The sequence below is a fragment of the Streptomyces sp. SCSIO 30461 genome, from assembly GCF_037023745.1.
GTDB lineage: Bacteria > Actinomycetota > Actinomycetes > Streptomycetales > Streptomycetaceae > Streptomyces.
Window position 1 is genome coordinate 5,689,718 of sequence record NZ_CP146101.1, and the last position, 24,412, is coordinate 5,714,129.

The 24,412-nt window shown below is 67.1% G+C and carries 36 protein-coding genes and 1 pseudogene; 8 read left to right on the plus strand and 29 right to left on the minus strand.

The genetic code is table 11. The features are described 5' to 3' along the window. Positions 1–86: 86 nt before the first annotated feature. From V1460_RS25495 to V1460_RS25625, 27 genes are all read right to left on the minus strand, one after another. Complete coding sequence (locus V1460_RS25495) at positions 87–491, minus strand: hypothetical protein (protein WP_338675949.1); 405 nt, start codon at positions 489–491, stop codon at positions 87–89. 191 nt (positions 492–682) lie between these two features. Next, the gene (locus V1460_RS25500; protein WP_338675950.1) at positions 683–1,927 is read right to left on the minus strand and encodes an MFS transporter; all 1,245 of its coding nucleotides are present in this window, start codon (positions 1,925–1,927) and stop codon (positions 683–685) included. A gap of 876 nt (positions 1,928–2,803) precedes the next feature. Further along, entirely contained in the window at positions 2,804–3,295 is a 492-nt protein-coding gene (locus V1460_RS25505; RefSeq protein WP_338675951.1) for a hypothetical protein, read from the minus strand. A 153-nt stretch (positions 3,296–3,448) separates the two neighbouring features. Continuing rightward, complete coding sequence (locus tag V1460_RS25510; RefSeq protein WP_338675952.1) at positions 3,449–4,357, minus strand: hypothetical protein; 909 nt, start codon at positions 4,355–4,357, stop codon at positions 3,449–3,451. 55 nt (positions 4,358–4,412) lie between these two features. Next, complete coding sequence (locus tag V1460_RS25515) at positions 4,413–4,760, minus strand: hypothetical protein (protein ID WP_338675953.1); 348 nt, start codon at positions 4,758–4,760, stop codon at positions 4,413–4,415. Next, positions 4,757–5,284: a hypothetical protein gene (locus V1460_RS25520; RefSeq protein WP_338675954.1), complete on the minus strand. Its 528-nt coding sequence runs from the start codon at positions 5,282–5,284 to the stop codon at positions 4,757–4,759. The genes V1460_RS25515 and V1460_RS25520 overlap by 4 nt, the downstream gene beginning before the upstream one ends. Further along, a complete protein-coding gene (locus V1460_RS25525; protein ID WP_338675955.1) occupies positions 5,281–5,487 on the minus strand; it encodes a hypothetical protein in 207 nt (68 codons plus the stop codon). The genes V1460_RS25520 and V1460_RS25525 overlap by 4 nt, the downstream gene beginning before the upstream one ends. Positions 5,488–5,562: 75 nt before the next feature. Next, positions 5,563–5,859 (minus strand): hypothetical protein, encoded by a 297-nt coding sequence (locus tag V1460_RS25530; RefSeq protein ID WP_338675956.1) that lies wholly within the window; start codon positions 5,857–5,859, stop codon positions 5,563–5,565. Positions 5,860–5,947: 88 nt separating this feature from the next. Further along, positions 5,948–6,256, minus strand: a complete 309-nt coding sequence (locus V1460_RS25535) for a hypothetical protein (protein ID WP_338675957.1) — start codon at positions 6,254–6,256, stop codon at positions 5,948–5,950. Beyond that, a complete protein-coding gene (locus V1460_RS25540; RefSeq protein WP_338675958.1) occupies positions 6,253–6,711 on the minus strand; it encodes a hypothetical protein in 459 nt (152 codons plus the stop codon). Before V1460_RS25540 ends, V1460_RS25535 begins: the two co-directional genes overlap by 4 nt. Before the next feature lie 88 nt (positions 6,712–6,799). Further along, positions 6,800–7,351, minus strand: coding sequence for a hypothetical protein (locus tag V1460_RS25545; protein WP_338675959.1), 552 nt, complete (start codon positions 7,349–7,351; stop codon positions 6,800–6,802). A gap of 63 nt (positions 7,352–7,414) precedes the next feature. Beyond that, complete coding sequence (locus V1460_RS25550) at positions 7,415–7,552, minus strand: hypothetical protein (RefSeq protein ID WP_338675960.1); 138 nt, start codon at positions 7,550–7,552, stop codon at positions 7,415–7,417. Further along, a complete protein-coding gene (locus V1460_RS25555; RefSeq protein ID WP_338675961.1) occupies positions 7,549–8,175 on the minus strand; it encodes a hypothetical protein in 627 nt (208 codons plus the stop codon). The genes V1460_RS25550 and V1460_RS25555 overlap by 4 nt, the downstream gene beginning before the upstream one ends. After that, on the minus strand, positions 8,175–8,537 hold the full coding sequence (locus V1460_RS25560; RefSeq protein ID WP_338675962.1) for a hypothetical protein: 363 nt from the start codon (positions 8,535–8,537) through the stop codon (positions 8,175–8,177). Before V1460_RS25560 ends, V1460_RS25555 begins: the two co-directional genes overlap by 1 nt. Before the next feature lie 72 nt (positions 8,538–8,609). Beyond that, complete coding sequence (locus V1460_RS25565; RefSeq protein ID WP_338675963.1) at positions 8,610–9,149, minus strand: hypothetical protein; 540 nt, start codon at positions 9,147–9,149, stop codon at positions 8,610–8,612. Between the two features lie 62 nt (positions 9,150–9,211). Continuing rightward, positions 9,212–9,478 (minus strand): hypothetical protein, encoded by a 267-nt coding sequence (locus V1460_RS25570; protein ID WP_338675964.1) that lies wholly within the window; start codon positions 9,476–9,478, stop codon positions 9,212–9,214. A 274-nt stretch (positions 9,479–9,752) separates the two neighbouring features. Next, the gene (locus tag V1460_RS25575; protein ID WP_338675965.1) at positions 9,753–10,568 is read right to left on the minus strand and encodes a hypothetical protein; all 816 of its coding nucleotides are present in this window, start codon (positions 10,566–10,568) and stop codon (positions 9,753–9,755) included. A 79-nt stretch (positions 10,569–10,647) separates the two neighbouring features. Then, positions 10,648–10,953: a hypothetical protein gene (locus V1460_RS25580; protein ID WP_338675966.1), complete on the minus strand. Its 306-nt coding sequence runs from the start codon at positions 10,951–10,953 to the stop codon at positions 10,648–10,650. Continuing rightward, complete coding sequence (locus V1460_RS25585) at positions 10,950–11,225, minus strand: hypothetical protein (protein WP_338675967.1); 276 nt, start codon at positions 11,223–11,225, stop codon at positions 10,950–10,952. The genes V1460_RS25580 and V1460_RS25585 overlap by 4 nt, the downstream gene beginning before the upstream one ends. Then, entirely contained in the window at positions 11,222–11,680 is a 459-nt protein-coding gene (locus V1460_RS25590; protein WP_338675968.1) for a hypothetical protein, read from the minus strand. Before V1460_RS25590 ends, V1460_RS25585 begins: the two co-directional genes overlap by 4 nt. A 144-nt stretch (positions 11,681–11,824) precedes the next feature. Next, positions 11,825–11,974, minus strand: coding sequence for a hypothetical protein (locus V1460_RS25595; protein WP_338675969.1), 150 nt, complete (start codon positions 11,972–11,974; stop codon positions 11,825–11,827). 401 nt (positions 11,975–12,375) lie between these two features. Further along, positions 12,376–12,864, minus strand: a complete 489-nt coding sequence (locus V1460_RS25600; RefSeq protein WP_338675970.1) for a hypothetical protein — start codon at positions 12,862–12,864, stop codon at positions 12,376–12,378. Positions 12,865–12,920: 56 nt separating this feature from the next. Beyond that, the gene (locus V1460_RS25605) at positions 12,921–13,250 is read right to left on the minus strand and encodes a hypothetical protein (RefSeq protein ID WP_338675971.1); all 330 of its coding nucleotides are present in this window, start codon (positions 13,248–13,250) and stop codon (positions 12,921–12,923) included. Between the two features lie 150 nt (positions 13,251–13,400). After that, positions 13,401–13,595 carry a hypothetical protein gene (locus tag V1460_RS25610; RefSeq protein ID WP_338675972.1) on the minus strand — a complete coding sequence of 65 codons (195 nt, stop codon included), beginning with the start codon at positions 13,593–13,595 and terminating at the stop codon, positions 13,401–13,403. Positions 13,596–13,681: 86 nt separating this feature from the next. Beyond that, positions 13,682–14,122, minus strand: coding sequence for a hypothetical protein (locus V1460_RS25615; RefSeq protein ID WP_338675973.1), 441 nt, complete (start codon positions 14,120–14,122; stop codon positions 13,682–13,684). Between the two features lie 268 nt (positions 14,123–14,390). After that, entirely contained in the window at positions 14,391–14,990 is a 600-nt protein-coding gene (locus V1460_RS25620; protein WP_338675974.1) for a hypothetical protein, read from the minus strand. Then, a complete protein-coding gene (locus tag V1460_RS25625; RefSeq protein ID WP_338675975.1) occupies positions 14,981–15,415 on the minus strand; it encodes a homing endonuclease associated repeat-containing protein in 435 nt (144 codons plus the stop codon). The genes V1460_RS25620 and V1460_RS25625 overlap by 10 nt, the downstream gene beginning before the upstream one ends. Before the next feature lie 863 nt (positions 15,416–16,278). Here V1460_RS25625 and V1460_RS25630 point away from each other — a divergent pair. The 3 genes from V1460_RS25630 to V1460_RS25640 all read left to right on the plus strand — a co-directional run bounded on the left by V1460_RS25630 (position 16,279) and on the right by V1460_RS25640 (position 18,756). Then, positions 16,279–16,674: a hypothetical protein gene (locus tag V1460_RS25630; protein WP_338675976.1), complete on the plus strand. Its 396-nt coding sequence runs from the start codon at positions 16,279–16,281 to the stop codon at positions 16,672–16,674. Beyond that, positions 16,671–17,837: a hypothetical protein gene (locus tag V1460_RS25635; protein ID WP_338675977.1), complete on the plus strand. Its 1,167-nt coding sequence runs from the start codon at positions 16,671–16,673 to the stop codon at positions 17,835–17,837. The genes V1460_RS25630 and V1460_RS25635 overlap by 4 nt, the downstream gene beginning before the upstream one ends. Before the next feature lie 169 nt (positions 17,838–18,006). After that, positions 18,007–18,756 (plus strand): hypothetical protein, encoded by a 750-nt coding sequence (locus tag V1460_RS25640; protein ID WP_338675978.1) that lies wholly within the window; start codon positions 18,007–18,009, stop codon positions 18,754–18,756. A gap of 307 nt (positions 18,757–19,063) precedes the next feature. Here V1460_RS25640 and V1460_RS25645 read toward each other — a convergent pair whose 3' ends face one another. Together V1460_RS25645 and V1460_RS25650 are read right to left on the minus strand one after the other, a co-directional pair. Beyond that, positions 19,064–19,633: an N-acetyltransferase gene (locus tag V1460_RS25645; RefSeq protein ID WP_338675979.1), complete on the minus strand. Its 570-nt coding sequence runs from the start codon at positions 19,631–19,633 to the stop codon at positions 19,064–19,066. A gap of 45 nt (positions 19,634–19,678) precedes the next feature. After that, positions 19,679–20,884 (minus strand): Tat pathway signal protein, encoded by a 1,206-nt coding sequence (locus V1460_RS25650; protein ID WP_338675980.1) that lies wholly within the window; start codon positions 20,882–20,884, stop codon positions 19,679–19,681. Between the two features lie 213 nt (positions 20,885–21,097). On the opposite strand from V1460_RS25650, the gene V1460_RS25655 reads away from it, so the two are divergent. The 5 genes and pseudogenes from V1460_RS25655 to V1460_RS25675 all read left to right on the plus strand — a co-directional run. Next, the gene (locus V1460_RS25655) at positions 21,098–21,574 is read left to right on the plus strand and encodes an ATP-binding protein (protein WP_338675981.1); all 477 of its coding nucleotides are present in this window, start codon (positions 21,098–21,100) and stop codon (positions 21,572–21,574) included. Continuing rightward, the gene (locus V1460_RS25660; RefSeq protein WP_338675982.1) at positions 21,571–22,068 is read left to right on the plus strand and encodes a DUF6415 family natural product biosynthesis protein; all 498 of its coding nucleotides are present in this window, start codon (positions 21,571–21,573) and stop codon (positions 22,066–22,068) included. The genes V1460_RS25655 and V1460_RS25660 overlap by 4 nt, the downstream gene beginning before the upstream one ends. Positions 22,069–22,093: 25 nt before the next feature. Next, the gene (locus V1460_RS25665) at positions 22,094–22,600 is read left to right on the plus strand and encodes an ATP-binding protein (RefSeq protein ID WP_338675983.1); all 507 of its coding nucleotides are present in this window, start codon (positions 22,094–22,096) and stop codon (positions 22,598–22,600) included. Between the two features lie 182 nt (positions 22,601–22,782). After that, positions 22,783–23,232 (plus strand): hypothetical protein, encoded by a 450-nt coding sequence (locus tag V1460_RS25670; protein ID WP_338675984.1) that lies wholly within the window; start codon positions 22,783–22,785, stop codon positions 23,230–23,232. A 176-nt stretch (positions 23,233–23,408) separates the two neighbouring features. Then, a pseudogene (locus V1460_RS25675) lies at positions 23,409–23,966 on the plus strand (ISAzo13 family transposase); the annotation flags it as partial. Positions 23,967–24,412: the final 446 nt, after the last annotated feature.

Below are 24,412 nucleotides of genomic sequence, written 5' to 3' on the forward strand. Positions count from 1 at the left end.
TCAGTCGAGTGGGGGCGAGGACGAGGAGCCCCCGCACGGCGTGATCTCTGCGGGGCTGATGGTGCAGATGTGTCGCGCTCGTGGGGTCAGTCCTGGGCCAGAGTCCCAGCGAGGTCGATCTTCCGGCCGCGGGCCAGCTCGGCGGCCGGGACGATGATGCGGTAGCCGCCGACTGGGTAGCTCGGGTGGTCGGAGTACACGACGGCGCAGGTCCAGGACCCGGAGTGGAGCTTGTGCGGCAGCGGCTCTTCTTCGACGCCGTCGGGCAGAGCGTCCTTCCGGAACTCGATCGGCACCACGACGACGCGGTATGACTGGTTCGTGCGCGGCGGCTCCCAGGGCAGCTCGACGAGCAGGTCCTTGGGCCACTCTTCGATGGTCACGGAAAGGGTGGACAGGTAGTGGTTCAGAGAGCTTTCGGGGGCCTGGGCCAGCCGGGTCCGCTCCTGCTCTTCGGTCTCGATGAAGCCGATGCGGCTGAGGAAACTCATGGTGGTCAGTGCTCCTGGTCAGCGCTTGTACTGGGGCTGGGGGTGGGCCGCCTGCATGGGTTCGAACGAAGACGGGCTCGTCGGGATCGCGGCACACGCTGTAGATGCGTGCAGCCGCCAGATCGGTGGGTTCCTGGTGAACGGGGCCGTCTGGCTTCGTCACCAGCCAGCGGAGGAACACCCCGGCGTGGTCAGTGCCGTTCCGGGGTGCGGATCCTGGAGTGCAAGGGCCAGCACAGGACAGCCCCGAGCGCGCCAGCACCGCAGATAACCCAAGTCGCGGTGATACCCCCGCCATGGTTGAGCGACCACGCGGCGAGGAGAGGCGCGGTGACGACGGCCAGCGCGAGGTTGCTGCCCCACAGGCCGGCGTACCGTCCGTGTGCTCCAGGCGGGGCAAGATGGCTGACAAGATCTCCTGCCGCGATGAAGAGGATGATCTCCCCGGGTACAGCAGCGGCAGCGGCAAAGCAGTATCCGACCGTGGAGTCGGCCAGGCCGGAGAGTCCCATGCCGATGCCGAGGAGGAGGGAGCTGGCGGCGAGCAAGCCGGTCATGGGGCCGCCTTGTGCAGCGCGTCTACTGAGCCAAGGGGTCAAGAAGGGGGAAAGAAGGAGTACGGCGGCTGCGTTTGCCACCTGCGTCCACCCGTACGCGGTCGCGTCGAGGCCGTCCGAGCTCATAAGCATCGGCAGTGCCGTGAACACACTGCCGGCGCAGGTGAGAGCACAGAGGCTGGCCAGGCAGAGCAACCACAGGCGGCTGTCACGCAGGGCGTCGAGGTAGCTCGGAGGGCTGCAGTCCAGGCCCGGGCCGGCTCTTCGGCTTCGGGGCGGGGGTGGGAGCAGGAGCACCGCGGCGAGCCCGAACAGTGCGCAGGCGCAAGCGTTGATCCAGAACAGCGTCGGCAGTCCTGCTGTGGCAGCGAGGTACCCACCCAGTGATCCAGTCAGCGCGGCTCCGATGTTGACGCAGAAGTGGCGCCACCCGCTTACGAGTATCTGCTGCGCTTTGGAGGGAAAGGTGTCGTCGATGAGTGCCGTGATCACCGGCCGTGCTGCGTCATATACCACTCCGGTGAGGAATGCCGATACGAGGAGTGCCACTGGAGACCGCACTTCAGCAAGCACCGGCAGCGTCACGGTAGCTGCTCCCATGGCGTAGCCAAGCGTCGCGCGTGGGCCGAATCGGTCGGACAACCATCCGCACCCGACCTGTCCTGCGAGCCAGCCGGCGCCGAAGCTGGCCACGATCCAGCCGGTCATATGGGAGGAGAAGCCGAGGTTGTTGGCGTGGTAAGGGAGGAAGGGGTAGGCGAAGCCGAAGGCGCGGATGGTGAAGGTTCCGATGAATGCCGCCCAGATGATGGGCGGCCAGCGGCGCGCCTTGGTATCGGGTTCGGGGTCGGTCTGCGGCATAGCAACGGCAGAAGGCATTGGTGCTCCATCTGTGTTCAGGGTCCCTCTCGGGCGTGGCCGTGCCAGGCCAAGGTCAGATCCTCGAAAGGCGGATGAAGACCGCAATCCAGGCGTCGGCGGCGGCTGTCGGAACATCGGTCTGGTCAGGTGCCGCAGCGAGCGGCGGAGGATGCGTGAGCCGACGACGCCGGCCACGGAAGGGCGCGGCGCGATCGGCCGTAGGTCGCGCCCGGCGAAGAGGCCGCCGACGACCGGAGTGCACGTGCCCTTGCTGCCTGTCAGCAGGTCACGTCCGATGCGGTGGCAGAGGAGATGAGGAGTTCCGGGGGATGCGCCCTTGGACACCTCAACGAAGAGCGAGGGATCCTGCGAGACCGCAGTCGAAGGGCAGGGAACAGCGGCTCAGCGTGTCTCGCTGTAGCCGCACTCGTAGCACGTGTGCGTGACCCTCTGGTCAGAGCGGACACCACAGGCGCTCGACTCCATGTCGCTGGCACAGTTCGGGCAGTTCATGGCTCGACTCCTGGCATGACGAGGATGTTCTTCAATGCCAGACCCGGATCAGCTCCGCTGATCCCTTGCACTCACCGCCTTCACGAGGCAAGCAAGGTGAGCCACGAAGAAGAAAAAACACAGCACCCCGGCGCCGCTGCTGCCCGAAGGCAGAGCGCGCACCGGGGTGCTGGGGAAGCCGGATCCGCGGAGATCTCCAGGGACGCGCCGCAGGATACCGATGTTGCGGGTGACGGTGGTCTCTTCCTGCTTGTCGGTGAGATTGATGCGGACGCGGGTCCGCGGACAGAGACTTGGGCATGTGGCGCTCTTGGTGAAGGTTCGAGGATCGGTTCTATGCGCCCGTACAAGCTCGTCGGCGGGGTGAAGCTCTACAGACCATCAAGCGGTCGTGAAGGGCAACTGCTCGTCCTGCACGGCACTGGCGTACGCAGCCGCGGGCGCTGCAGCGGCGACCGGGGCGGGAGCCTGGGCCCGCAGGTTCTGGTTCTGGCCCTCGGCCTTGGTGACGCGCTTGGCCAGGCGGGCCTGGGTGGTGGCGCGGGATTCTAGAAACGAGATGTTCTGGATCTCGAGCTTGAGCTCGAAGACCTCGGCACCGTTCTTGGTGTAGCAGTTCAGGCGGGGCTCGTAGCTGAGAGCCACCAGGTCACCCTTGTGCACGTGGGCGAACGGCCCGGTGCCCTGCGTCTCTGCACGGACGAAGGCCTCGAAGGGCAGCGCGTCCGAGATGCGGTTGCCCTGACGGTCGGTGTAGTCGCGGTCGACGAAGGCGGTGAGCATGACCTTCTTGGAGCCGTCCCTGTTCTCGAAGACCTTCGGGTCGTTCGCCAGGCGGCCGATGACGGAAGCAGTGCTGTTCGGGTTCGCCATGATGGATTCTCCTTGAATACAGCGCAGCGCCCGGATCGATGTCATCGTCCGCGCGCAGTAGGTGGGTTGCTGAGATGTTCAGTTGTCTGTCATGCCACCATCCGGATCAGCTTCGCTGATCAGATGATGTCCTCTTCCCGTACTTCTTCCGAATCAGCTGCGCTGATCGAATGCTTTGTCATTTCGAGTCCCGAATCGGCTTTGCCGATCAGACTCGTGCTTGCGCACCTCGATGACGTTCGGGATGCCGTTGAGAGTCGCGAGCCACGCTCCGGGCGGTCCGGTCAGGCGAGCCGTTGCGGTGCTGTCCGGGTTCTGCGCCCATCCGGCCAGCGCTGTGCGGCGCGCGTCCTCCTCGTCCAGCGCCCGGACAGTGGTGGTGATCGGAGCCGTGATCGTGACCGTGAAGGTCTTGAGCGCCGGTGCCTTCCTGTGCCATTTGCGGTACTGAGTAACGGCGTGCTGGTAGCGCACCAGCTCCTTCACGTACTGCTCGATGCGCACGAATCCGCGGGCCGAGTCGTGGCCGGTGGTATCGATGTCGCTGAACCGCACCCACTCCCCGGTACCGATCCCGCAGGGGCCGGAACGCTCGTAGAGGGTGTCCAGCGGGGCGCCCGCGGACTTCGCCTTCGCGCACCAGTCCTTGATGTACTCGGCGTGCGACCCGATTTCTACGGCCCAGGCGACCATGTGCAGGTAGCCGTGGTGCTCGGCGGGATCGGTGACGTGGCTGATGGCGCCACCGTAGGGTGGGTTGAACTTCGGCTCCCGCATGGTCAGCTCTCCTTGATCGCGGTGTAGGGGGTGACGGTCGGGATGTAGAGCCAGCGTCCGTCGATCCGGCACTTCGAGGAGAAGCCGGTCAGGTGCGCGCCGCGGTTCGGGTACAGCGGCTCGACGCCTTCGTTTTGAGTCGATGGACTTGATCCGCCAGTCGGCCGGGCCTTCCTCGTTGCCGTCGATGAAGGCCCCGTTCGCGGTGACCATGGCCTCGTTGTCGTTGACGAGGTGGGAGTACTCGCCGCGGCATGGGGCGTAGTCATTGATGTACGTGAACATGAACGAGCCGCCGTCGGGGCGAAGTCTTCCTCCGGGTCCGGGGTGATCTCCTTGCTCACAGACCGCCCGCCTTCCGGTCCTGCTCGCGTGCCACGGCCTGCTTCTCCGCGTCCAGACGGTCCCGGCGGTGCTCCGCTTCCTCCGTGACGAGGGCCGTCTTCTCGATGTCGTAATCGACCATGTCCACCTCGGGCACGTTCGGGTCGCCGTGCAGGTGCATGAACACCGTGTGCGCGGTCGGTCGAGTCGACCCGAACGGGCTCGTCGTGATGAACCGCGTGAACGCCTGCCCGTCCAGCTTCCGTGTGCCGTCCTCGTCGGCCTCGTAGAAGGTGACCTTCCACTCCTGGCGCAGGCCCTCGGCTGCGGCCGCGCGAGCCGCCTCGAGTTCGTCCTTCTTCACGTCCAGCGTCCTTCCTTGTCGCGGTGCCGGTAGACATCGGTGTGGTCGTGCTCGTACCAGAGCGTCAGCCGTTGCAGCGTCCCGAAGTGCGCCGAGTGCAGCACTAGGTGCTTGCGGTCGGTCCAGTGCTGCCGGTCGGGCTTCTGCTCGCCGGTCGCCGGCCGGTACAGGGCGGTGTGGACCAGCCAGGCGACCCGCAGGCCGCGGTGGAGCTTGATGATGTGCCAGCTGTCGCACCAGCCGTCCGGGTCACGCGGCCACGAGTCCGCGGTGCCGATCCCGGACCCCACGAAGTCACGCCGCTCGATCAGGACCGGCGTGACCGGGTGCGCCGACTTGCGGTGCCGGTATTCGCCGTGCCGGATCAGCTCCGAGGCGAGGACCGGCCAGCCGTCCCGGGCTAGCGCGAACGGCTCGCCGGCGACGTCGTTGAAGCCGGTGAACAACCACCGCTGGCTGTAGGGGTCCTGGAAGACGTCGCCGACCTCGATGCCCTCCGGGCCCGGCTTCATCGCGCCCGTCACGGCTTCACCCCGGCGATGCTCGTCAGGACAGCCTTCTCCCACTCACCGAGCCGGTCTGCCAGGAGCAGCCGGTCTCCATCGATCCCCCGGAAGGTCACCAGCAGGCCCTCCAGGTAGAACTTGTCGCCGGGACGCAGCACACGGCCACGGGACTCCCCGCAGTAGTGAAACGTCATCTTCGGTTCGAACGCCGTATGGCTCATGAGTTGCCTCCCGGGAAGCGAAGAGCGGCCCACCAGAATTGGGTGAGCCGCTGAGTCGTTGTGGCGTCCTCGGGTCTACTGTTCTTCGTGACAGAGCCCGTTGTCGATGAGGTACGTCTTGTCGGCAGCGAGCTGCCGGATCTTCTCGATATAGCTGGAGCTGGTCCTGGCCCGTGCTGCGGCTGCGTCCCTGATGATCCTCATTGCGGACTGCCACTCTTCTGCGCTGCCTTCTGCCTGTTGTGTCTGCTGTAGTCGTCCGATCAGGCGGTAGGACCGCACGAGATCCTGGGCCAAGTCGCTCGGTGCGGGAAGCGGCATGTGGTGGAGGCTTCCCCACGGCGTGGTGAGCAGCGCGGTCGAGCTGACCATAGCGATCTTCGTTGGTCAGGTGTTCCTCTCGAAGATGAAGACGCGCCCGTTCTCCTGGACGAAGGTCTCGTCTTCCCTGAGCACGTACTCAGTTGCGGCAGGTGAGGGACGCGTACGACTTCTCGGCCTCGACCCGAACGTTGTGGGCGAGCTGCCTGTCGAACTGTACGTCCGTCAGCTTCTTCGTGCCGTCGGCTGCGGCCACGCCGATGTTCTCGCGGACTTCCTCGAGCGTTGTGAACCGCTGATCGTCGGCGTCAGCGTCCCAGCGAGAGCACCGGACGGCGACCTCCCACATCCGGATGCGGACCCACACGTTCTCGATGTTCCGCGCGGTGATCTTCTCGATGCCGATGATCCGCAGCATCCTCGCCAGATGCTCCTGCACGTCGCTCACCGGTGCCCCTTCATCTCACGCACTAGGAACAGGAGTTCATCTGCGAACTCGGTCCTGATCTCGCCGATGAGCTTGCGGTCGGGGTAGCCCTCCGCAGGGTCCGGGATGTTTTCGTACACCCGCGAGTGTCCGATCCGCTCGCCGCCGGTCAGCCGGAACCGAAGCCCGTCGAACTGTGCGGCGTACCGGCAGACCTCGGCGGTCATGGTGCAGTCGCACAGCGGGACGACCTTCTCCACGATCGGGCGTCCCGCGACCCCCTTGGGGCTACGCTGCCGGTACAGGATCCGCTCGATGTCCTGCTGATTGTTCAGCGAGGTGATCGGCTCCGAGGCGTGATCGACGAGAACGACCTCGTCGACCGCACGCGGCATCTCGTCGTACGACAGCCCATTCTTGATCGCCGGGTAGAACACCCACGTCACCTCGACGCGCTGCGTGCCCATCAGACTCATGTTGTACTCCCTTGGGTGAATTTTTCGGCTGGGCCTCAACTAGCTTTCGGGGGTGAGCCGGTTGTTGGCCCATTCATCGGCGTGCTGCTCAAGCCACTCGAAGACGTCCTGGTGCCCGGACTGCGTCTGGGGCCGGAGCACCCAGAGGTAGTCCTTCTTCGGAAGGGGCTTGCCGAGGTCCGGGCTGTAGACATAGGCGTACGGCGCGCCGTTCCAGGTGAAGTTCCACCGCTTGCAGTCCGCGTCGGTGCGCTGCGTGTGCCAGGGGGGGGTGGCTGCCGACGGGACGCTCGTAGCCGCCGAGGTCCGTCCATTCGTTCATGCGGCCGGATTGCCAGCCATTGCGCATGGCCTCGTAGATCCACTCCTGCCAGTTCCCGACGATGCACTCCTTGCCGTACGGCGGCCGGTGCTTCTGCACCCAGGCGGTGCGCGCGGGGTCGGAGTCCTGGGAGACACCGGTGACTCCGAGGGCCTCAAAGACGGCCAGCTCCCAGCCGTTGCAGCGGCCCATCAGCCACTTGGTGGTGATCCGCGTGAGGGTGCGGCCGGACGCCGCGAGTTCGATCACCGGCTTCCAGTTGTTCTGCTCGGCCGGGGTCATCTCGATGTGCAGGCCGCCTGTGTAGCGGACCTCCATCGCGCCCGTCGACGGGCCCCAGGATCGGCTCGTTCAGGGGTACTGGGTGTAAGGGAGGAACGCTCAGCCTCGGGGCTTCACCCACACGTAGCCGTGCACCGTGTCGTGGGCGACCATGCGGACGACGAGAAAGCCGGTGGCGCAGTTGCTGTGCGCGGGCAGGAGGGCGACGTGCTTGGTGAGTCCGGGCAGCACACTCATGCCTCCGGTGAGGGGAAGATGCGGTACTGGCGGATGCGCCGCCCGACCGGCCCCCAGGCTCCGGCGAGTTCCTGTACCGAGTCCGAGGACATCAGTCGGCGCGGCTTCCACGCCAGCACGTCGTGGAACGCCGCCTCCGAGGACCACAGCCGCACGAAGTGCTCGCCGCGCCTCCATGTGGCGAAGGCCAGGCTGCCGGAGTCAGTCACCAGGTTGTGGAAGTGCCACGCGACCGTGCGCTCGCCCTTCCCGCCGGTGTTGTCGATCTCCTCGGTCGGCGGCAGGTCCGGCTGCTCCTGCCGCCAGTACCGGCCGCAGGAGCGGGCCTGCTCCAGGATCTCGCCGGCCAGAACCTCGCCGGCCGCCGTCAGTGTGTACGCGCACAGGCCGCCGTTCGGGTCGTCGGGCTCAGGGGCGATGTTCAGCAGGCCACGGTGCTTGAGACTCCAGGTCACGTCGACCAGCTCGGCGATCGGGTTCGTGGTCTCGCGGTGCAGGATCGTGCGCAGGCGGTCGGACTCGACGCCGGCCCGGGGGTGGGCCAGGGCAAGCAGCAGCACCTGACGCTCCAGCTTCCGCTCGATCGCCAGGTCCTCGAACCAGTCGAAGTAGGGTGCAGCCATCAGCGGATGTTCTCCTCGTTCTCGTTGCTGGGCTTGCGCCACTCGAAGACGCCGGGGCTGATATAGGTCTCCACCAGTTCCCCGTTCTTGATCAGGTCGATTTCGGCCCGCTCCTCGTCGGTGAAGTCGCGGTACCGCCAGTGCTCGTCTGAGAGCGGCAGCCGGGTCGTGTCGAAGGACTGGCCGTGTAGGCGCACACCCTGCTCGCGGGCGGCGTCCACCTCGGCCGCGGGCGCGATGCGCCGCTCCGGGCAGTTCTCGCAGTACGCGCCCCATCGATCCGGGTTGCCCTCGCGCGGGACGAACTCCAAGACGTGCGTCGCCTCGTTGTCGCAGAACGCGGCGCTGCACGTGACAAGCATTCCGCGGCTGTTGAATCGGGATCCCGACCCGGTCGTCATGCCGCCGGGGAGCTTCACTCGGTTCTGCATGGCTCACCGGTTCCAGTTCTCGCCGTAGGTGACGGCGTCGACGAAGGTCCCGGTCGTGTGCTGCGGCGCCTCGGTCGCGGCGGGCTCGTCCTCGACGTCCTCCTCGGGCTCGGCGGCGGGCGTGTAGAGCCGGAGGTCCCGCAGGAGGTTGCCCATGTCCGTGGCCGACTCGGCGATGTCGTCCTCCGCCTGGAGGCGGACGTGGGTCTCGCAGTTGTCGGTGCCGATGGCCTTCTCGAAGTCGTCGTGTGCCTTCGCCAGGCCCGTCGCCGACGCCTGCACCTGCTCGATCTGCTCGGCGGTGATCACCACGGCCCCGGCCGGGGCGGCGATGAGGCCGAGGCCCTCCGCCATGCGGCGCGCGTAGTTCTGCCACCCCGCCTCGTGGGTGGCGAAATACTTGCCGTTGTCCTCGCCGAGGAAGCCGGTCGCCCAGGGGTCCTGGGTGCCGCCGTACGCAATGATCAGCATCCGGCCCTCCGGCATCGGGGTCCGGTGCAGGATGGCCCGCCCGGCGTAGGTGTAAGTGTTGTTGGTCTGCATTCCGTTCCAATCACGATGGGGCCCCGCACGTCGTGTGCGGGGCTCGGACTTTCAGGGGTGACTCACGCCTCGGAGGGATCGATCGAGACCAGCTCCGCGGAGACGCGGCGGCACTCGCCGCCCATGTCGCGGATGAGGACGTAGCCGGTGTGCTTGATGCCGTGGTCGTACGACTCGGTCTCGGTCTCAACCACGGTGCAGGGGGTCATGAGCCGGCCCCAGAGGACCTTCTCCCCGGCCGGCGCCTCGAGCGTGGCGCCCCACATGTCGGAGGCCCAGAACCGGGTCTCCTTCTCGGCGATCTCCTCGAAGTGCGGGTACTCGCCCACGACGTCCGGGGGGGGACCACGAAGCTGATCTTTTCGGCCTTGCGGACCCAGACGCCGTCGTCGCGCCGCCTCTCCAGCCCGATGGCGGCCAGCACCATGCGGCCCTCGCGGATTGCGGCGGCGTCCTTGCCGTCCAGGTCTTCGAGCCGGTACCCGCGAAACGTGCTGCGGTGCTGCTCGGCGACCACGATGCGGTACATCACGCCTCCACTGAGAAACGAAAGGGGGGTCGGTGAAACTCGCCGACCCCGTCTGATCTGCTGCTGCTTCTGTCTCACGCGGCGGCGGACGCCCGCGCCTGCTCCTTCCAGGCGGCGTACAGCTCGGCGGCCTTGACCGGGACCATCCACGGGAAGGCGTCCGCCCACTCCCGGTACGCCTCGCCGTCGGACTTCTCGTAGGAGGAGTCGCAGGCCGGTTCGGTGATCAGCTCCGGGTTCTCGGTCAGCTCGGTGATGGTCTGCCTGCTGTTGCGCTCGTAGAACATGACCTGGTGCCCGAGCCGCCCGAGCTCGTCGTTGTTGAAGCACTCCTCGCACAGGCGGACACGCTGGCCGCTGACCTTGTGCACGGCCATGACCCGGGCGGACTTGTAGGAGAACGTCCCGCAGCGCAGGCACCGGTAGGCGGAGTCCAACGACAGGCACCCCTCGTGGACCTTCGACCACTCGCGGGTAATCTCGAAGTCGTCGAGCGCCGGGGTGACCTCCGTGAGGGGACACAGCCAGCCGCTGGTGTGGTGGTCCAGCTCGACGTACACGGAGTGCGGCTTGACCGGCCGGCCTCGGTACATGCCGCCGTTGGCCCTCCGGAACTGCGCGATCTTGCCGTAGTGCGTCTCGGTGTGCCCGGTCTTCGTCGTGACCTGAACGCGCACCAGATCGCCGAGCCCGAACGGGCGGCGGTGCTTGTCGACGGCGGCCCGCCAGACCTCGGCGTCAAGCGAGAGGCTGTACCCGCCGCCGCTGCGCGCCGTGAAGGCGTCCCGTGCGATCCCGGCGATGTTGTAGGCGCTCGGCTCGCGACCCTCCGCCGTCAGCGTTTCCGTGATGGCGTTGCGCACCGCGCGAATGCTTCCGTACCCGCTCATGCCTCTCCTTCCGAGACAGGGATGGACCACTGCGCGCCCGGCGCGGGAAGCGAACCCGTGCCTGCACCGTGCTGGGCTCTCATGACATCGACTGCTCCTGAAGCGTCCGGCCCTCGTACATCACCTGCGGCTTGACTCCCCGGTCGTCGAGCAGCCTGGACGCGCAGTCGATCTGCGTCTCGTCGCAGTGCTGCTGGCCCGCCGCCCGGAACGCCTCCGTGACCGTCTCGGCCTCAAAAGTGGCCGACCACCCGCTGTAGTTGTTGAGGGCATCGGCCTCCCGCCGGATCTTGTCCTCGGGCCAGTTCACACCGACGTGCTCGACGCGCAGATCACCGACGGAATCCCAGCGGCCCAGCAACGTGTACGCGTACGTCTGCGTCATCCCATCCCCATCCCGTCTTCCAGCTCCCCGTGGTGCTCGACCCCGTCGAACATTCGGACATTGGCACGTTCGAAGAACGCACCCCAGGCCATGCGCAAGGCGCGCTCGTAGTCGTCGCACAACAGCTCGCACACCCACCAGTCGTCCGGGTACTTGGTCCCCTGGTGCACCGCGACTTCCGCGAGCGCTTCCTCGTCGCCGTCCGCGATCTGGTCATAGTCGGTGATGTGAATCTGACCCCCGTGGTCGCGGCCGATGAGAACGACGCTCACGCGGAGCTCTCCCATTTGCCGACGGAGCACGCCTTCGGCTCCGTCACCCCGTTGACCACCCGGTATACGTACGCCGAGTCCGTCCCGTTCGTGGACTTGTCCGCGTTTCGCTCCGCCTCTTCCCGATCCCCGATGACCATGGACCCGGCGAACCCGCCCGGGTTCGACCCGTACATGTGGTGGGCGCGCGGGGCGAAGTACCGCACTTCGAACTGCTCGACCTCGACGCCCGGCGTCGGCTTGAACGCCTCGTCCAGGTTTCGCTTCGGCATGTGCGAGCCACGCGAGGTGATCACACACAGCTCGATTCCGTCCTTCGTGGGGCGGCCGGCGTGCTGCCAGTCAGTCTCGAACAGCGAACCGCAGTCCTCCGGCTGCTGCCCCTTCGGCCAGCGCAGTGCCTTCGCACCGCACAACGTGCACGCGCCCGGCTCCATCACGATCTTGTTGAGCATCAGAATTCCCCCACCGTGTAGCGGCCAGCGAAGATCTGGTCACCGTTGAACTTCGGGACCATGTAGGTGTCATTTCTCCTTGGTCTGGTTGAGGCGCACACCAGCCCAGATGAGGACGCTGGGCGGCGGCGGAGAGCACGGCGATCACGACGTGCTGCTCTCGGTCGCGACGTGGTTGATCACCGGGTAGAGGTCCGGCATCGCGAGGCACGCGGCTACGACCTCAGCGAGGACCGCGCTGTCCTTGGGGTGTTCTCGGCTTTCCGGGTGCATACGCCCGTGGACGTAGCCCATGACTGCGGCCTCCCGCATCAGTCGGCGCAGGCGCGGTCGGCGTCGCGCTGTTCCAGGTAGCGGACGAGGTCTTCGGGCAGGGTTGGTGTGGGCTGCTCGGGCATGTGCGTCACAGGGCGGTGGGCAGGTCGCGGAGCTTCTTCGTTTCGACCGTCGTGACGTTGCCGACCCAGTTGTTGAGGAACCTTTGGGGTCGGTGCATTCGATGTCGGTTAGTCCGAACAGGACGCCAATTCCGTTGTCGTGGCGCTCAATGACGATGCCCAACCAATGGGCTTCCGGGCGGTGCTCGTCTCCGGGGTAGTAGGCGACGGGTGTTCTGGGTGGGAGTTGGCGGGGCATCGGGTTCTCCTTGTGTGTGGGGTTTTCGGTATCCGGGTGAGCCGGTCAGGCGGGGGCGACTACGAAGTGCTCGGCGGCAGGGACCAGTCGAGCCGCTCCTGCACGTTCTTGGGCGGGGCCTCCTCGGCAGGAGACTCGGGCGCGGCAGGTTCAGCATCAGGGTCGAAGAACTCGTGGATGTCGGCGAACATCGGGTCGGTCGGTGACAGGTCGAACTTCACGGGTTCGGGCCGCATCCGGGCCTTGAGGTCCGGGAACGAGGGTGCGGTGAACTTGCGCTTCTCGATGTCCCTCACCCGACGACGAGCGTTGTGCGCGGCTTGGGCCATCGGGCCGCTCGCGTGCTGGTAGGCGGCCGCCTCGGACACCTGAGCGGCCTTTCGGGCAGCCCTGAGGGCGTCACTCTTGCCCGCGTTGTGCAGCTCGGTGAGGGCGTCGCGAACAGCTTTGGTGTGGGCCATCTCCAGCGCGCGGATCGTGCTCTTGCGCTCGGTGCGGATGATGCGGGTCACGCCGAAGACGGTGATGGCCGTCTCGCGGAGGTCCATGATGTTCTCCTGAGCAGGGTCGGGCCGAGCCGCCGGCCCCGTGGGGCGGTCGTGCATCAGGCGAGGGGGATCCGCACGACCTCGCCATGCGCCTCGTCGGGCAGCAGGGCCAACAGCATGGCCAGCCGCTCAGCGCCGGCCAGCCGTGCGCGGGTCATCTCCTGGAAGGACTCGGGGGTGGTCGGGCCGACAGGGCGCAGCAAGTCCACCACGAGGGTGGTGCCGTCCTTGCGGTTCAGGGCGACCAGGCCGAGGTTCCAGCCGTCCTCGGGGTTGGTGGCGGGCTGGATGGAGATGGACTCCCAGATACCGGGGCGGCGGTTGGCCAAGCAGGTAGTGACGGCGGCGGTGACGATCGCGTGGGTGAGGTTTTCGGCGATGATCATGGGATTCTCCTTGCGGTCGTTGTCTGCCGAGCTGGCACGGCAGCGCCGTCGTTGTTCATGCTGCGTGTGTGGTTCGGCGTAGTTGTGCTTGCCGTCCGAGCTACCGCAGAGACGCGGCGCAAGAGCACCGGATGGAGGGGGGCCGGTGACTCAAGAGGGCGGCACAACGCCCACCTTGGCGAGGTCCCTCTGGAGCGTGCCGAGCTGGCCGGCGAGGGTCTGCCTCTGGGATTCGGTGAGACCGGTGAGTCCGGTCTGATAGCCGTCCTCGTAGAAGACGGCGAGGCTGTTGCTCAGGTCGTCGGCGGTCTTGTGGGCCTGCCACACAAGGTCGAGAGTGGACATCGGGGTGAGGTTCTCCTTGAGGTGAGGGGACGGCAGGGCCGGACAGCCTGCTGCCGCTGTGGTCCAGGGCTGAGCGGGATACGCGGTTACGGGGTGTTCGCCGGCCGTCCGAACTCGCCGACCAGGACCGCCATGACGAGGCCGAGCATCTCTACGACCTCCCCGATGTGCCGGTCGGCGACCTGATCGTGTTCGTCGTAGTCCTCGCCGAGCAGTGTTCCGTCGGTGTCCTTGTACGGCGCGAGCTCGGCTTCGTGGCGGGCCAGCATGGCTGCATGCGCGTCGATCAGCGCGTGGAGCACGACCTTGCCGCCCCCTTCGGGGATGTCGGCGGCTTCGGTGAGGTCTTGGCCCCGCCACATGGCGGCGCAGTGCAGCCATCCGGCCAGGTTCTGGATACGCGCACTGTACGTACGGTCCCACCCGTGAAAGGGGAGCGCCTGGGCCTCGGAGAGCCGGGTGAGGGCTTCGGAGACGTCGCCGGGGGCCGCGTCGCGCGGGAGCACAGCCAAGGGAGTTTTGAACACGGTGTTCCTTTTCATGGTGAGTACCGGTGGATGAGACACCGCCGGGAGGCCAGGCAGCGTGCAGTGGCGGAGGCCCGGGCGTCGAGGCAACACTGCTGTTCAGATATGTCGCACCGAGTTGCTTTCGAGGGTCGGGGACGATGTCGGCGGGTGGGGCTGTACCCAGAGGGTGGTCGCGCGGCGGGCAGGGGCCGGTGCGTGCGCATCCGTCTCCGTCTGCTCCACGGCCGCTTCCCCTGGGACCAGAGGGCTTGGTCAGGCAGCGGTTCTACGCCCAGTCGCCCGCGTCCAGCTCGGTTCCGACCATGACCGTGTAGGACGACCAGCGCACCACCGTGTCCTGGTCGCCGACGATGTTGTAGAGGATCTGCTTGTGGCGCCCGCCGTCGGGGTACTCGTGATACTCCTCGGCATACTCGCGGGCCAGGTCGATGGTCGGGAACGGGATCTCGACCGGCTCCCCGTGCCAGAAGTGCGTGGTCAGGGTGCCCTTGATCGGCATGATCCGATACCGCTCCCCCTCCGGCGGCATCTCGCCCTCGTACAGCCATCCATCCGTCGACCGCCAGCCGCACGCCTTGCCCTGGTACTCGGCTTCGGCCTCCCCGCGCGTCCCGTATACCGTGATCGTCGCTTTCCGCCGCTCGCTACGAAGGTGGTTGCACGAGTCCGACCAGCCCGGGGTACGCACGTTGTAGGGCTTCGGTCTCGGTGTGTAGCCCGGCTCCGACTTCTCGCAGCACGGCTCCAGAATGCAGACAGTGACTACACCCGCCATGAATCCCCTTCCCAGGAAGATCTGCCGACTCGGGCCTGCCCGCAGCACGGCGTGAGCGGCATCGAAAATGCCGATGGACTTCAGCTGCACGCCAGTTCGGTGGCCCGTGACCAACTGCCCATCCGGAAGCGGATGGTGGTGGCCGGCGGAACATCGGTCTTCGGATTCGCCGGATCCGTGCGCCAAGCCTCGTAGGCCGCCAGCGTCGTGGACCCCGTTACCAGCAGACACCAGCGGATCGCGGCGATGAGCTGCTCCTGGGTCCACTTCGTCGTCGCATCCCGCAGGTGCCCGGGCTGTGCAACCGCGTCGAGGCCCGCGCTCTCCAGCGCACGGTTCCAGCTGCCGAAGCGGCGCTCGTAGAGCGCAGCCGACGGGCCCGCGCCCCTGCGGCGCTGTTCGAACGTGCGACGTCCGAGAGTGCCCTCCCCCTGCGCCAGGTGGATGAGCATGCCCAGGAGCTCCCGGTCGGTGTAGACGACCGGACCTGACTTCATAGGTGCGGGGACGTGCACAGCATGCATAGTCAGCCCTTCGCGAGAGGAGGTGGAAAACGCATGAACAGCCACCCGGCAGGGGGGCCGCTCGCAGTCGGCACGCGCACGACGCGTCACAGAGCGCCCGGATCAACTCCGTTGATCCCCGTCAGCCAGCCCAGCCCGCACGCACTCTGCGCGCCGGGCGGGGTTCGGGCACGTCCTCTACACCTCCTGACCTCATGGCCTTTCGGACTCGCCAACGACTGACACTTGATAGGCATTCGCGTAAGGTAGCCTCAAAGGCCCGTCGATTCAATCGAACTAGACGGAGATAGGGCAGGTGAGATGTGAAGCGATGAAGACCTGGAGAACGAGGAAGGTCGCACTTGCGGCTGCGGCATTCGCTGTGGCCGCGAGCGGCCTGCTGGTCGGATGCTCCAGTGGCGATGACAGCACAACCCGGGCGCCACGGTCGCCGTCTCCGCCGGGCCCGACCGCAAGCACCACCAAGGCCATCGACGCCGGGTCGCTCGTCGGGCACCTACGCAGCGCCAAGGGCAAGGCGGTCTTGCCGCCGGGGTTCACCCGAGGACACCGACTGCACGAGGAACGCGATTCCAAGTCCCAGGCCAGGCTCCTGCACAGGAGTCCATCCGGCACACGAAAGGGCCGGAGCCGGGTTAATCGACAACGGTTGTGACCTGCAACAGGTGACCCCGTTCAGCGCACCCCACCCTGGCAGGGTCGCCTGCTACAGCAATGAATCTCCGGGGGCGACTGCGCACGTCAGCAACTCCACAGACATTCGGATGCCTGTGAAAAGAGCACAGGTGGCTTACTGAGTGGCGATGTCAAAGCGCCCCATTGAATGGGTCGACCACAGCAAGGAGAAGTCGCGCATGACCAGCCAACAGGAGCCGAAGAAAAAGGCCCAGCCGGTGCGCGACACGAGGAAGGGCGCAACGCAAAAAAACAGTGGCCGCCAGGGCATGTTCATCCGGCTGGCCCCGGACACCAAGCAGCGGGCGGAGTACTGGGCCGACAAGCGCGGGTTCTCCTCGCTGAACGAGTACGTGGCCGAGGCGGTGGCCGAGAAGATCCAGCGCGAGAACCTCGACTACGACCTGCCGACCCTGGAGATCGCGCGGCTCAACGAACTCGTCGACCAGGTCGCGGCACTGGCGAAGAACTCGGCGAACCTCGAACGTGTCGTCACCATGGGCTTCGACTCGCTGATCGGGCTCACCCGCGGCGACAACTACCTCTTGGACGACGAGGACGGTGAGCTCGTATGAGCCGGGATTTCGCAGAGATGCTGGAGGCGACCACGCCCACCGACGAGGTGATGGAGGTGGACACGTCCTTCCTTGACGCCTACAGGCGCGGCGGGAGCGAGGAGCTCAAGCGTGTCCAAACCCAGACAGCACAGCCTGAGCCCGAGGCGGCAACGCCCGAGCCGGATATGCAGTTCGATGAGGCCGGCGACGTCGACTCTCAACTCGAGGTTGAAGGTCCGCAGGCTGATCTCGACGTGGAAGCCGAAGCGGATCGCCCGAGCCTGGAACCGGACCGCGAGCCCGACTCCGGCGACTCCGAGCGGGCCGGCGAACCCCATCAGCGTGGTGTCGGCGGAGGGCAGAACCCCGCCGATCGGGTGCCCTCGGGAGGTCCGCCAGCGGGCCCTGCGACTGATTCCGTTCCGGCCCCTGGGACACAGCCGGCCGTCAAGGACGCCGCCGCGGCCGAAGTGGCTGCTCACCGTGTCGTCTCCGCACCGGGTGAACCCGAACGCGCCACATCCGGATCGCTGAAGTTCACCGACCATCAGGACGCCGCCCAGAGCGCGGCCTCGAAGGGTGGTTCGAGCAGTTCAGCCGAGACCGCCACGCTCCCCCAGTCCGGCTTCCGGCTCGCCGGCGTGCAGAGCCAGCCGCACATCAAGGCGCTGCCCGAGAGCATCATGAACGCGCTGCGGGAGCAGTTGCGAGCGGCCGCGGTCCGTGAGCTGGGCGTGAGCGACAGCTCTGCTCGGGAGTTCAGCCAGCGGCTGAGCCAGGGCACGCTGGTGACGGCGTTCCTGCTGGCTCAGCTCGACCTGCACCTTGATGCCGATCCTGCCACCGAACGCGCTGTCGAGCTGTTCCGCTCCCGCGACCCGCTGCTGGGCAGCATGGTGGCACGCCTGGCGAACATCGAGGCCGCTGAACGCGAGCGGGACGGGTTGCTGCGCAAGCTGCGCGACGAGCTGGGCGAAGTGCGCCAGACCGGCGCGGTAGTTGAGCAGGCGCTGGCGTACTCCATCGCCGACCGTACGGAGAACTTCCTACGGGGCTCGCACAACCTCCACGACGCGCCGATCACGCACAAGGAAGCGATCTACTTCCGAGACAAGGCCCGTGAGGCGACCAGGAAGCAACTGAAGCTCGAACGCGAGCGGGACGGACGGCCGATTCGATGACCACGGCGAGCAAGGAGAAGCTCTCCCCCGCCCGGCAGGGCTGCAAGACGTGCGGCGCACGCCGTTGGCCGGAGGGCCGCGCGCGTCCGGCTGTCCGGGCGAGAGCGCGCTACCCCTTACGTGCCTGGTCGTTGTCCGGTGGCGGGGTCCGTGAAGAAGGAGGACAGCGGTGGGACGGGACGCCAAGCGCGCCAAGCAGGCCCGGCGGGACAAGCGCCGGCGCAAGGACGGCCTCGGCCTGGACGGGGTGCCGCCGATCTTCCGGGCGGAGTTCGTCCGGGTCGCGGCGGCCTGGGACCGGGCGATCGACGCCGGGCTGATGACGGACGGGGCGGAGACGAAGTACCACTTCACCCCTGATGGCGGGGTGCTGTCCGTGGCGGAGGGCCGTAGCGGGCAGGTGCTGGTCAACGGGGAGCGGCTGACCCCCTCGGTGGCCGAGCGCCTGCGGGAGCAGATGCCGCTGCTGGCGCCGATGGTCACCTTCTACGAGAACAACCAGCTCGCCGGACGTGGTCTTGCGGGGGCGCCCGAGGACGGCGTGATGCCGCTCGCTCCGCCGCACGGGCCCGATCCGATGCCGACGCTGGACGAGGAAGCCCTGGCCCAGGCGCAGGCAGCCACCGCGGTGCTGGTGCGCCAGGGCAAGGTCGCCGAGCCGGTCGGCGCGATGGTGATCCCGGCCCCGCGCGGCGGCGTGCTGTTCGCCGTCGGCGGCCGGGACGGGGAGCTGTACGTCAACGGGCAGGCCCTCACCCGGCAGTGGACCGACGAACTGCGCACCCAGGTGCCCGAGCTGTCCACCGACCTGGACCGCCTCCAGGCGATGCGCGCCGAGTGGCTGGACTCCCCGCCCCAGGACCGCACCCTCGCCCTGGCCAGGGCCTGCACCGATCCCAACTGCCACACCCCTCACTGACCTCCCGCACGGGAACCGGGGCCCAGGCGGCCTCCCGGGTGCAGTCCGCCGGCGCGAAGAACCCCGGCGGGCGGATCGCGCAGACCGGGTTCCCGGCTCGCGCGCAATCCGCCGCAGCGAAAGGCTCGCACCGCCGCCGGAAAGTGACCCCCGGCCCGTGTCCCCGGCGGCGGTGCGAGCGGCTTCTGTTCGTTGGGGGGATCCTCTTACGAACAGCCCTCACGCGGCCTCGCTATCCCTTTCGGTCGTATCTCGGCTGACCGCACAACAGGCGAACACTGATGAGAGCGCCGACTGGCTGTCCCGACTACTGGCGAAGTGGATCACGCAGCATCGTGGCGAAAACGGGCGAGTCGGCGAAGGGTTGTTGCTCGCCGATGTCCCGATACCCCCAGGACTCGTACACCGCTTTCAGCCGTCCATCGGAGCGGCTGGGGTCGACCAGGAGCGTGGCGCGCTCCTCGTTGCGCTCGGCGAGGAGGTGCTCGTGCAGTGTACGGGAGGCTCCTGCTCCCGCAGTGCCGCGATACCCATTACGGACGAGAACTTCCTGTACAGCGAACGTGCGGCTGCCGGTTTCCCGGGTGAAGTCGTCCGGTTGCGGCTGCCGCATGCTCGACCACCATCGTGATCCGGCGGCGAGTGGCCCCCCGAAGATGTAGCCGGTCGGCTCCTCACCGTTGAAGGCGATGATGGCTTCCCATCCCTCCCGCGAGGCATAGCTGGTCAGTCGTTCGTCGAACCGTTCCACGGCGTTGAACGGGCTCTCCATCAAGCCGAACTGCGTTCGGACTTCGACGTGAACGTTGAGGAAGACCTGTCGGTACTTCTCCACGTCGCTCGTGCGGAGCAGTGTCAGGGAGCCAGCGTTAGTCATGCGACCACCGTTCGGTAGCGGGCCCGCCAGTCGCGGACCTCGGAATTATGGGGGGCCAGGGTGATGACCTGCTTGGTGAAGCCGTCCAGGAGACCACGGACGCGTGCGTGCCTCAGCATGCCCTCGGGGATGCTCTGGGCGGTGCCGATCGCCTGTTCCAGGTCCCTCTGGCCAAGTTGCGCAATGGCGATGCGCGTGCACGAGTGCGCTGTTGCGTTTGAGGTCCGGACGCATATACGCGAGGCTGCGGTGCGCGTGCCGTTCGGCGTCAGGCCACTGACCCAGGCGTACGCAGGCGACCATCGCCAGGTGGTCGAGCTCGGCTTGATCGTAGAAGCCGACCCAGGACGGGCGGAGCTTGTTCAGGTCGGCACGATCCAGGGCCTTCTGGGACAGCTCCAAATAGCGCATGGTGCTTCTGTCGTCGCCGAGCGCGGCGTGATTGACCGCCAGGCGAGACATCGCCAGCGAGGAGAACAACGGGTCGCGCCGTGTGATGGCGGACGCCTGAGCCCTCTCGGCCGCGGCCAAAGCGTCGGTAGGGCGGTTGAGATGCCGGAAGAGAATGCTGGCGTGGCCCCACACGCGAAACTCGGTGGCAGGGTCGCCGGACAGACCAGCGAGGCGGATGGTTCTGTCCAGGTGGTACTCGGCTGGTTCAAAGCGCTGGCCGTCGATGGCGGCCCACATGGCACTGTTGGAGAAAGCAGCAGCGACCGTGTACATATCGGAGCGGATCCGCGCGGACGCGCTGTTTTCTTGCTGGAGACGGATCACCTTGTCGGTGATGCCTTCAGCACGCTTCTCCAGTTCCGGGGTGCCACCGTATGTGCTTTCAGCGGTGGTCCAGGCGACGAGTTCAGCCTTCAACGCCTCGACGTCGTTGGAGCTGAGGCGGCGAGGCCGTTGCCCTCCAAGGGGCGGCGTGGCAAGTGAGACACCAGCGGCGGTGGCTGCGGCAAGCAAGGCGCGGCGATACAACGGGTCATCCTCGGGTGCTGGAGAGGGGTTGTTTGCCTTCATGCTCCCCCGAGGAGTGAAGCCTAACTCTGCACTTGGAAGGCCCGTGACCTTCTCCAGCGCCGTTCTCAGCAAGGCGTTGGGCGACCTGTGTTCGCCACTGAGCAGCTTGCGGATGTGCCTGTCGTGGACTGTGCCGTACCGGCCCGTCAGCTTGCTGATCTCCGTGTTGACCAGGGAAGTTAGCTCTCCCACCTTCACCTGATGTTCGTGCAACCACGCTGCGAGCAAGTCGTTCCGTGTTCCCGGCGTGACAGAACGTTATGGGCCGACTCCGCCGTGGAGAGTAAAGGGACGGTCAAAACGGCAGGGTGGTTGCGGCCAACTCCCAGTCCATACGGCATGCACAACAGCGCCAGTACGGCGGTTACCTGACTACACGTGAGCTAGCAGGCGGCGCGGCAAGGCCTTTCAGCTCGCTCCCTCCTGCCTCCAGAGGACGTGATGACGACGACCGCCGTACAGACGCCTGGCACGATCCCCCAACGCGGCCGGGACGTGATGGCCGAACGCATCGAGGTCGATCCCCGCCGCGGCGGCAAGCAGCCCAGCCGCGCCGACGCGTGCCGGGTTGGAAGCATGCGCCGGATCACCGCCGCGCGACTCCGATTCTGCGGCCTCGAAGAGATGATCGATGACGTCACGGTCATCATCTCCGAACTACTCACCAACGCCGTAATCCACAGCGGCACGAGCCAGATCGGCATCAGCATCGTGGTTCGCGACGACGGGTTTCTGCGCCTCGCCATCGCCGACGGCATGCCCGACTTCCCGGAACCGAAGCCGGTCGAGGAGGGAGCCGAATCCGGGCGCGGCCTCCACGTCGTTGACTGCCTGGTGCGGGAGAACGGTGGCTCGTGGGGAGTCACTGAAGACCGTACGATTGTGTGGTGCCTTCTCTGCCTGGGGGAAGGACGATGACCACGCCCGCCCTCACCAACCGTTCCAGCGACGACGTGCCCCGGTGGACCCACCCCGTAGGTCCAGCCCAGCCGGCCAACCGGGCGGCTGTGGAAGAGGCCCTGGCGAAGATACGTGCCTGGAGCCCGTACGACGGGGACGCCTGGCTGGACGACGTGGCGGACGCCCTCGACTCCGTCCCCCCAGCCGAGGAAGAGATCGAGGAACTGGGGCAGCGGCTCCGTGGCCACCTCATGCAGCTCGTGAGCATCGCCCTCAACGGCGAGGCCGAGCGGCGGGACGAACGCGCCTTCTCGCGCATCCACAGGGCCTGCGGGGTGCGCGAGGAAGAGATGCCGGGCGACTACGGGCCGGCTCTCGCACTCCTGCGGCGTATGGGCTGGGCTGTGAATGAGCTGCTGGATCTGTTGGTCGAGATCGGCGCCGTGAAGAAGCCGGACTCCCTGACCGAGCCGCCACCCGCACCAGACGCCAGCCGACGTCCCACCCCCTGACGGCCGAGTACCCGGAGAACACCCGATGATCGCCGAGATTCGACCGCACGACGCACCGCTTCCCCCCGAGGACCAACAACTGTGCTCGGCAGCGATGACGATGCCGGGCGCGCCCATCGTCCGCAGTTTCACCACCCAGCTCCCCGGCGACCCGCGGGCGCTGCCCTTGAGTCGAACGTGGACTCGACGGATGGTCACCATCCTCGGCTGGCACGGAGACATCCTCCGAGCCGTCGAGGCAGTCAGCCGGCTCGTGGACAACGGTGTGAAGCACGGCATACCTGAAGACGTCCCCCTCTCCGATCGAATGCTCACCTTGTCCGCTGCGATTGACGAAGCCGGGGCGTTGCTCATTGACGTGTCCGACCTGAACCCGGTCTTCCGCGACTTCGAGGCCGCCGTACGCGGCGAGAAGGGGCGGGGCCTATGGCAAGTCGCCTTCCTCGGCGCCCAGGTCACCCGGTTCGTGCCGCACGAAGGTACAGGCAAGACCGTGCGTGCCGTACTCGCCCCGGGACCGGTGGACCTGTGAGACAGCATTTCTGGAGGGGGAAGCGTGTCCCTTACGTCACGGCGTGGACCAGCGAGTCCGTCTCCCTGAAGTGCCGGTGACAGACCGCCGCTACGGGGCGCTGTGGGTGCGTTCCGGCCTCGCCCGGGGCAGGGGCGAGGCCGGACTTCCGACGGATCAACACGCACCGGCAGAAGCGCGCGATGCGGTATGACCTGTGTGCGGTGTGCGGCGAAACGGTGCTCAGCTACGGAGCTGACGATCGCACTCTCTACCTGCTTGGCGCCGACACTCCCATCGCCGAAGGCGAGACCACGACGGCGCCTCCGCTGCATTCGGTCTGCGCGGTCGAATCGATCGACACCTGCCCGCCCCTCCGCCGCAGCCATGTCGCCGCGCTCGTTGAGTACAGCCCGCTGTGGGGCGTCGCTGGTGTGGTCTTCGACCCGGTGACTCTCACCCCCCTGCCCAACCCTGGCCCTCGGCCGGACGATCTCCAGCACGTCCATGTCGGCGACAAGGAGATCAGATGGACTCTGGCCAGCTTCACCGTGCACAGCCTCCACGGCGTCACCCCCGTGTCCACGGACGAGCTGCGCGAGATGGCTGAGCGCCAGCGTGCGATCGAAGGCCGACAGGAAGGGGCCGACTAGTTTCTGCCCGGCGGGCCGGCTGCCGACACGGCCCAGGCCCTCGCCCAGGCCCTCGGGTAGAGCACCACCCCCGGTGTGGGGAGCACACATCCACCGAATTGGGGCCGTCGATGAATTAGTGGGTTGCTTGCGGTAGTTGGGCTCGTTGATGTTGTATGGGGCGTTTTGATGGCTCGATGGAGTCGTTACGGGCGAAGTTCGAGGCGGTGACGCCGCATTTGAACGAGCGGCAGCACCGGATCCTGTACGGCGCGGAGGCCCGGCAGCTGGGGCATGGCGGGATCGCCGCGGTGGCGCGAGCCGCGGGTGTCTCGAAGGGCTGTGTCAGCCGCGGCCTGGCCGAACTCGACGCCGACGCGGAGCCGGACGGGCGGGTACGGCGTCCGGGGGCTGGCCGACCGGCCCTGGCGAAGAAGGACCCGGGACTGGTGGCTGCCCTGCTGGAGCTGGTCGAGGACAACACGCAGGGCGATCCGATGAAGCCGCTGACGTGGACGACGAAGTCGCTGCGCCGCCTTGCGGACGAACTCGCCGCCCAAGGCAGGAAGGCGGGCCGCGACACCGTCGCCGCCCTGCTGAAGGCGGCCGGGTTCAGCCTGCGCGGCAACACGCGGGTGCTGGCCGGCAGCCACCACCCGGACCGGGACGCCCAGTTCGGGCACCTCAACGCCACGGTGGCCGACTTCCTGAAGGCGGGTGACCCGGTGATCAGCGTGGACACCAAGAAGAAAGAGGTGCGACACGATGCTGCACGAGATGAGTGAATGCGCTGGTCAGAGGCCCGACGGCTGACGTCGGCAGCGTATTCCTGGCCAGTGCTCAGGGCCAGTCCCCACCCCGACGTGCGGTGCCGGTAACGGCGCGGTGCGAAGCTCGGGGGAGAAGCCCAAGGGCCTGCGTTCCATCCGCAGACCACAGGCAAGGAGAAGACCGGACGGGTGAAGGCGACTGAACCCCTGATGATGCTTCGTGATCTTTGGCCCCGCAGATGGGATGTTCCAGCGGGGTGCAGGACTGGCCGCTGAGAAGCGGCAGGCGCCGGTTGGGGATTCTTTGTCAGCCGGGAGAGCATCGCCGTCCCGGAGTATAGGGGGCACCCACCCCGGTCGTATCTCGCTCGCGTGGAACGTGGTAACCCCGATGGGGTCCGGAGGTATCACCTCCGGTAAGCCGACCGCAA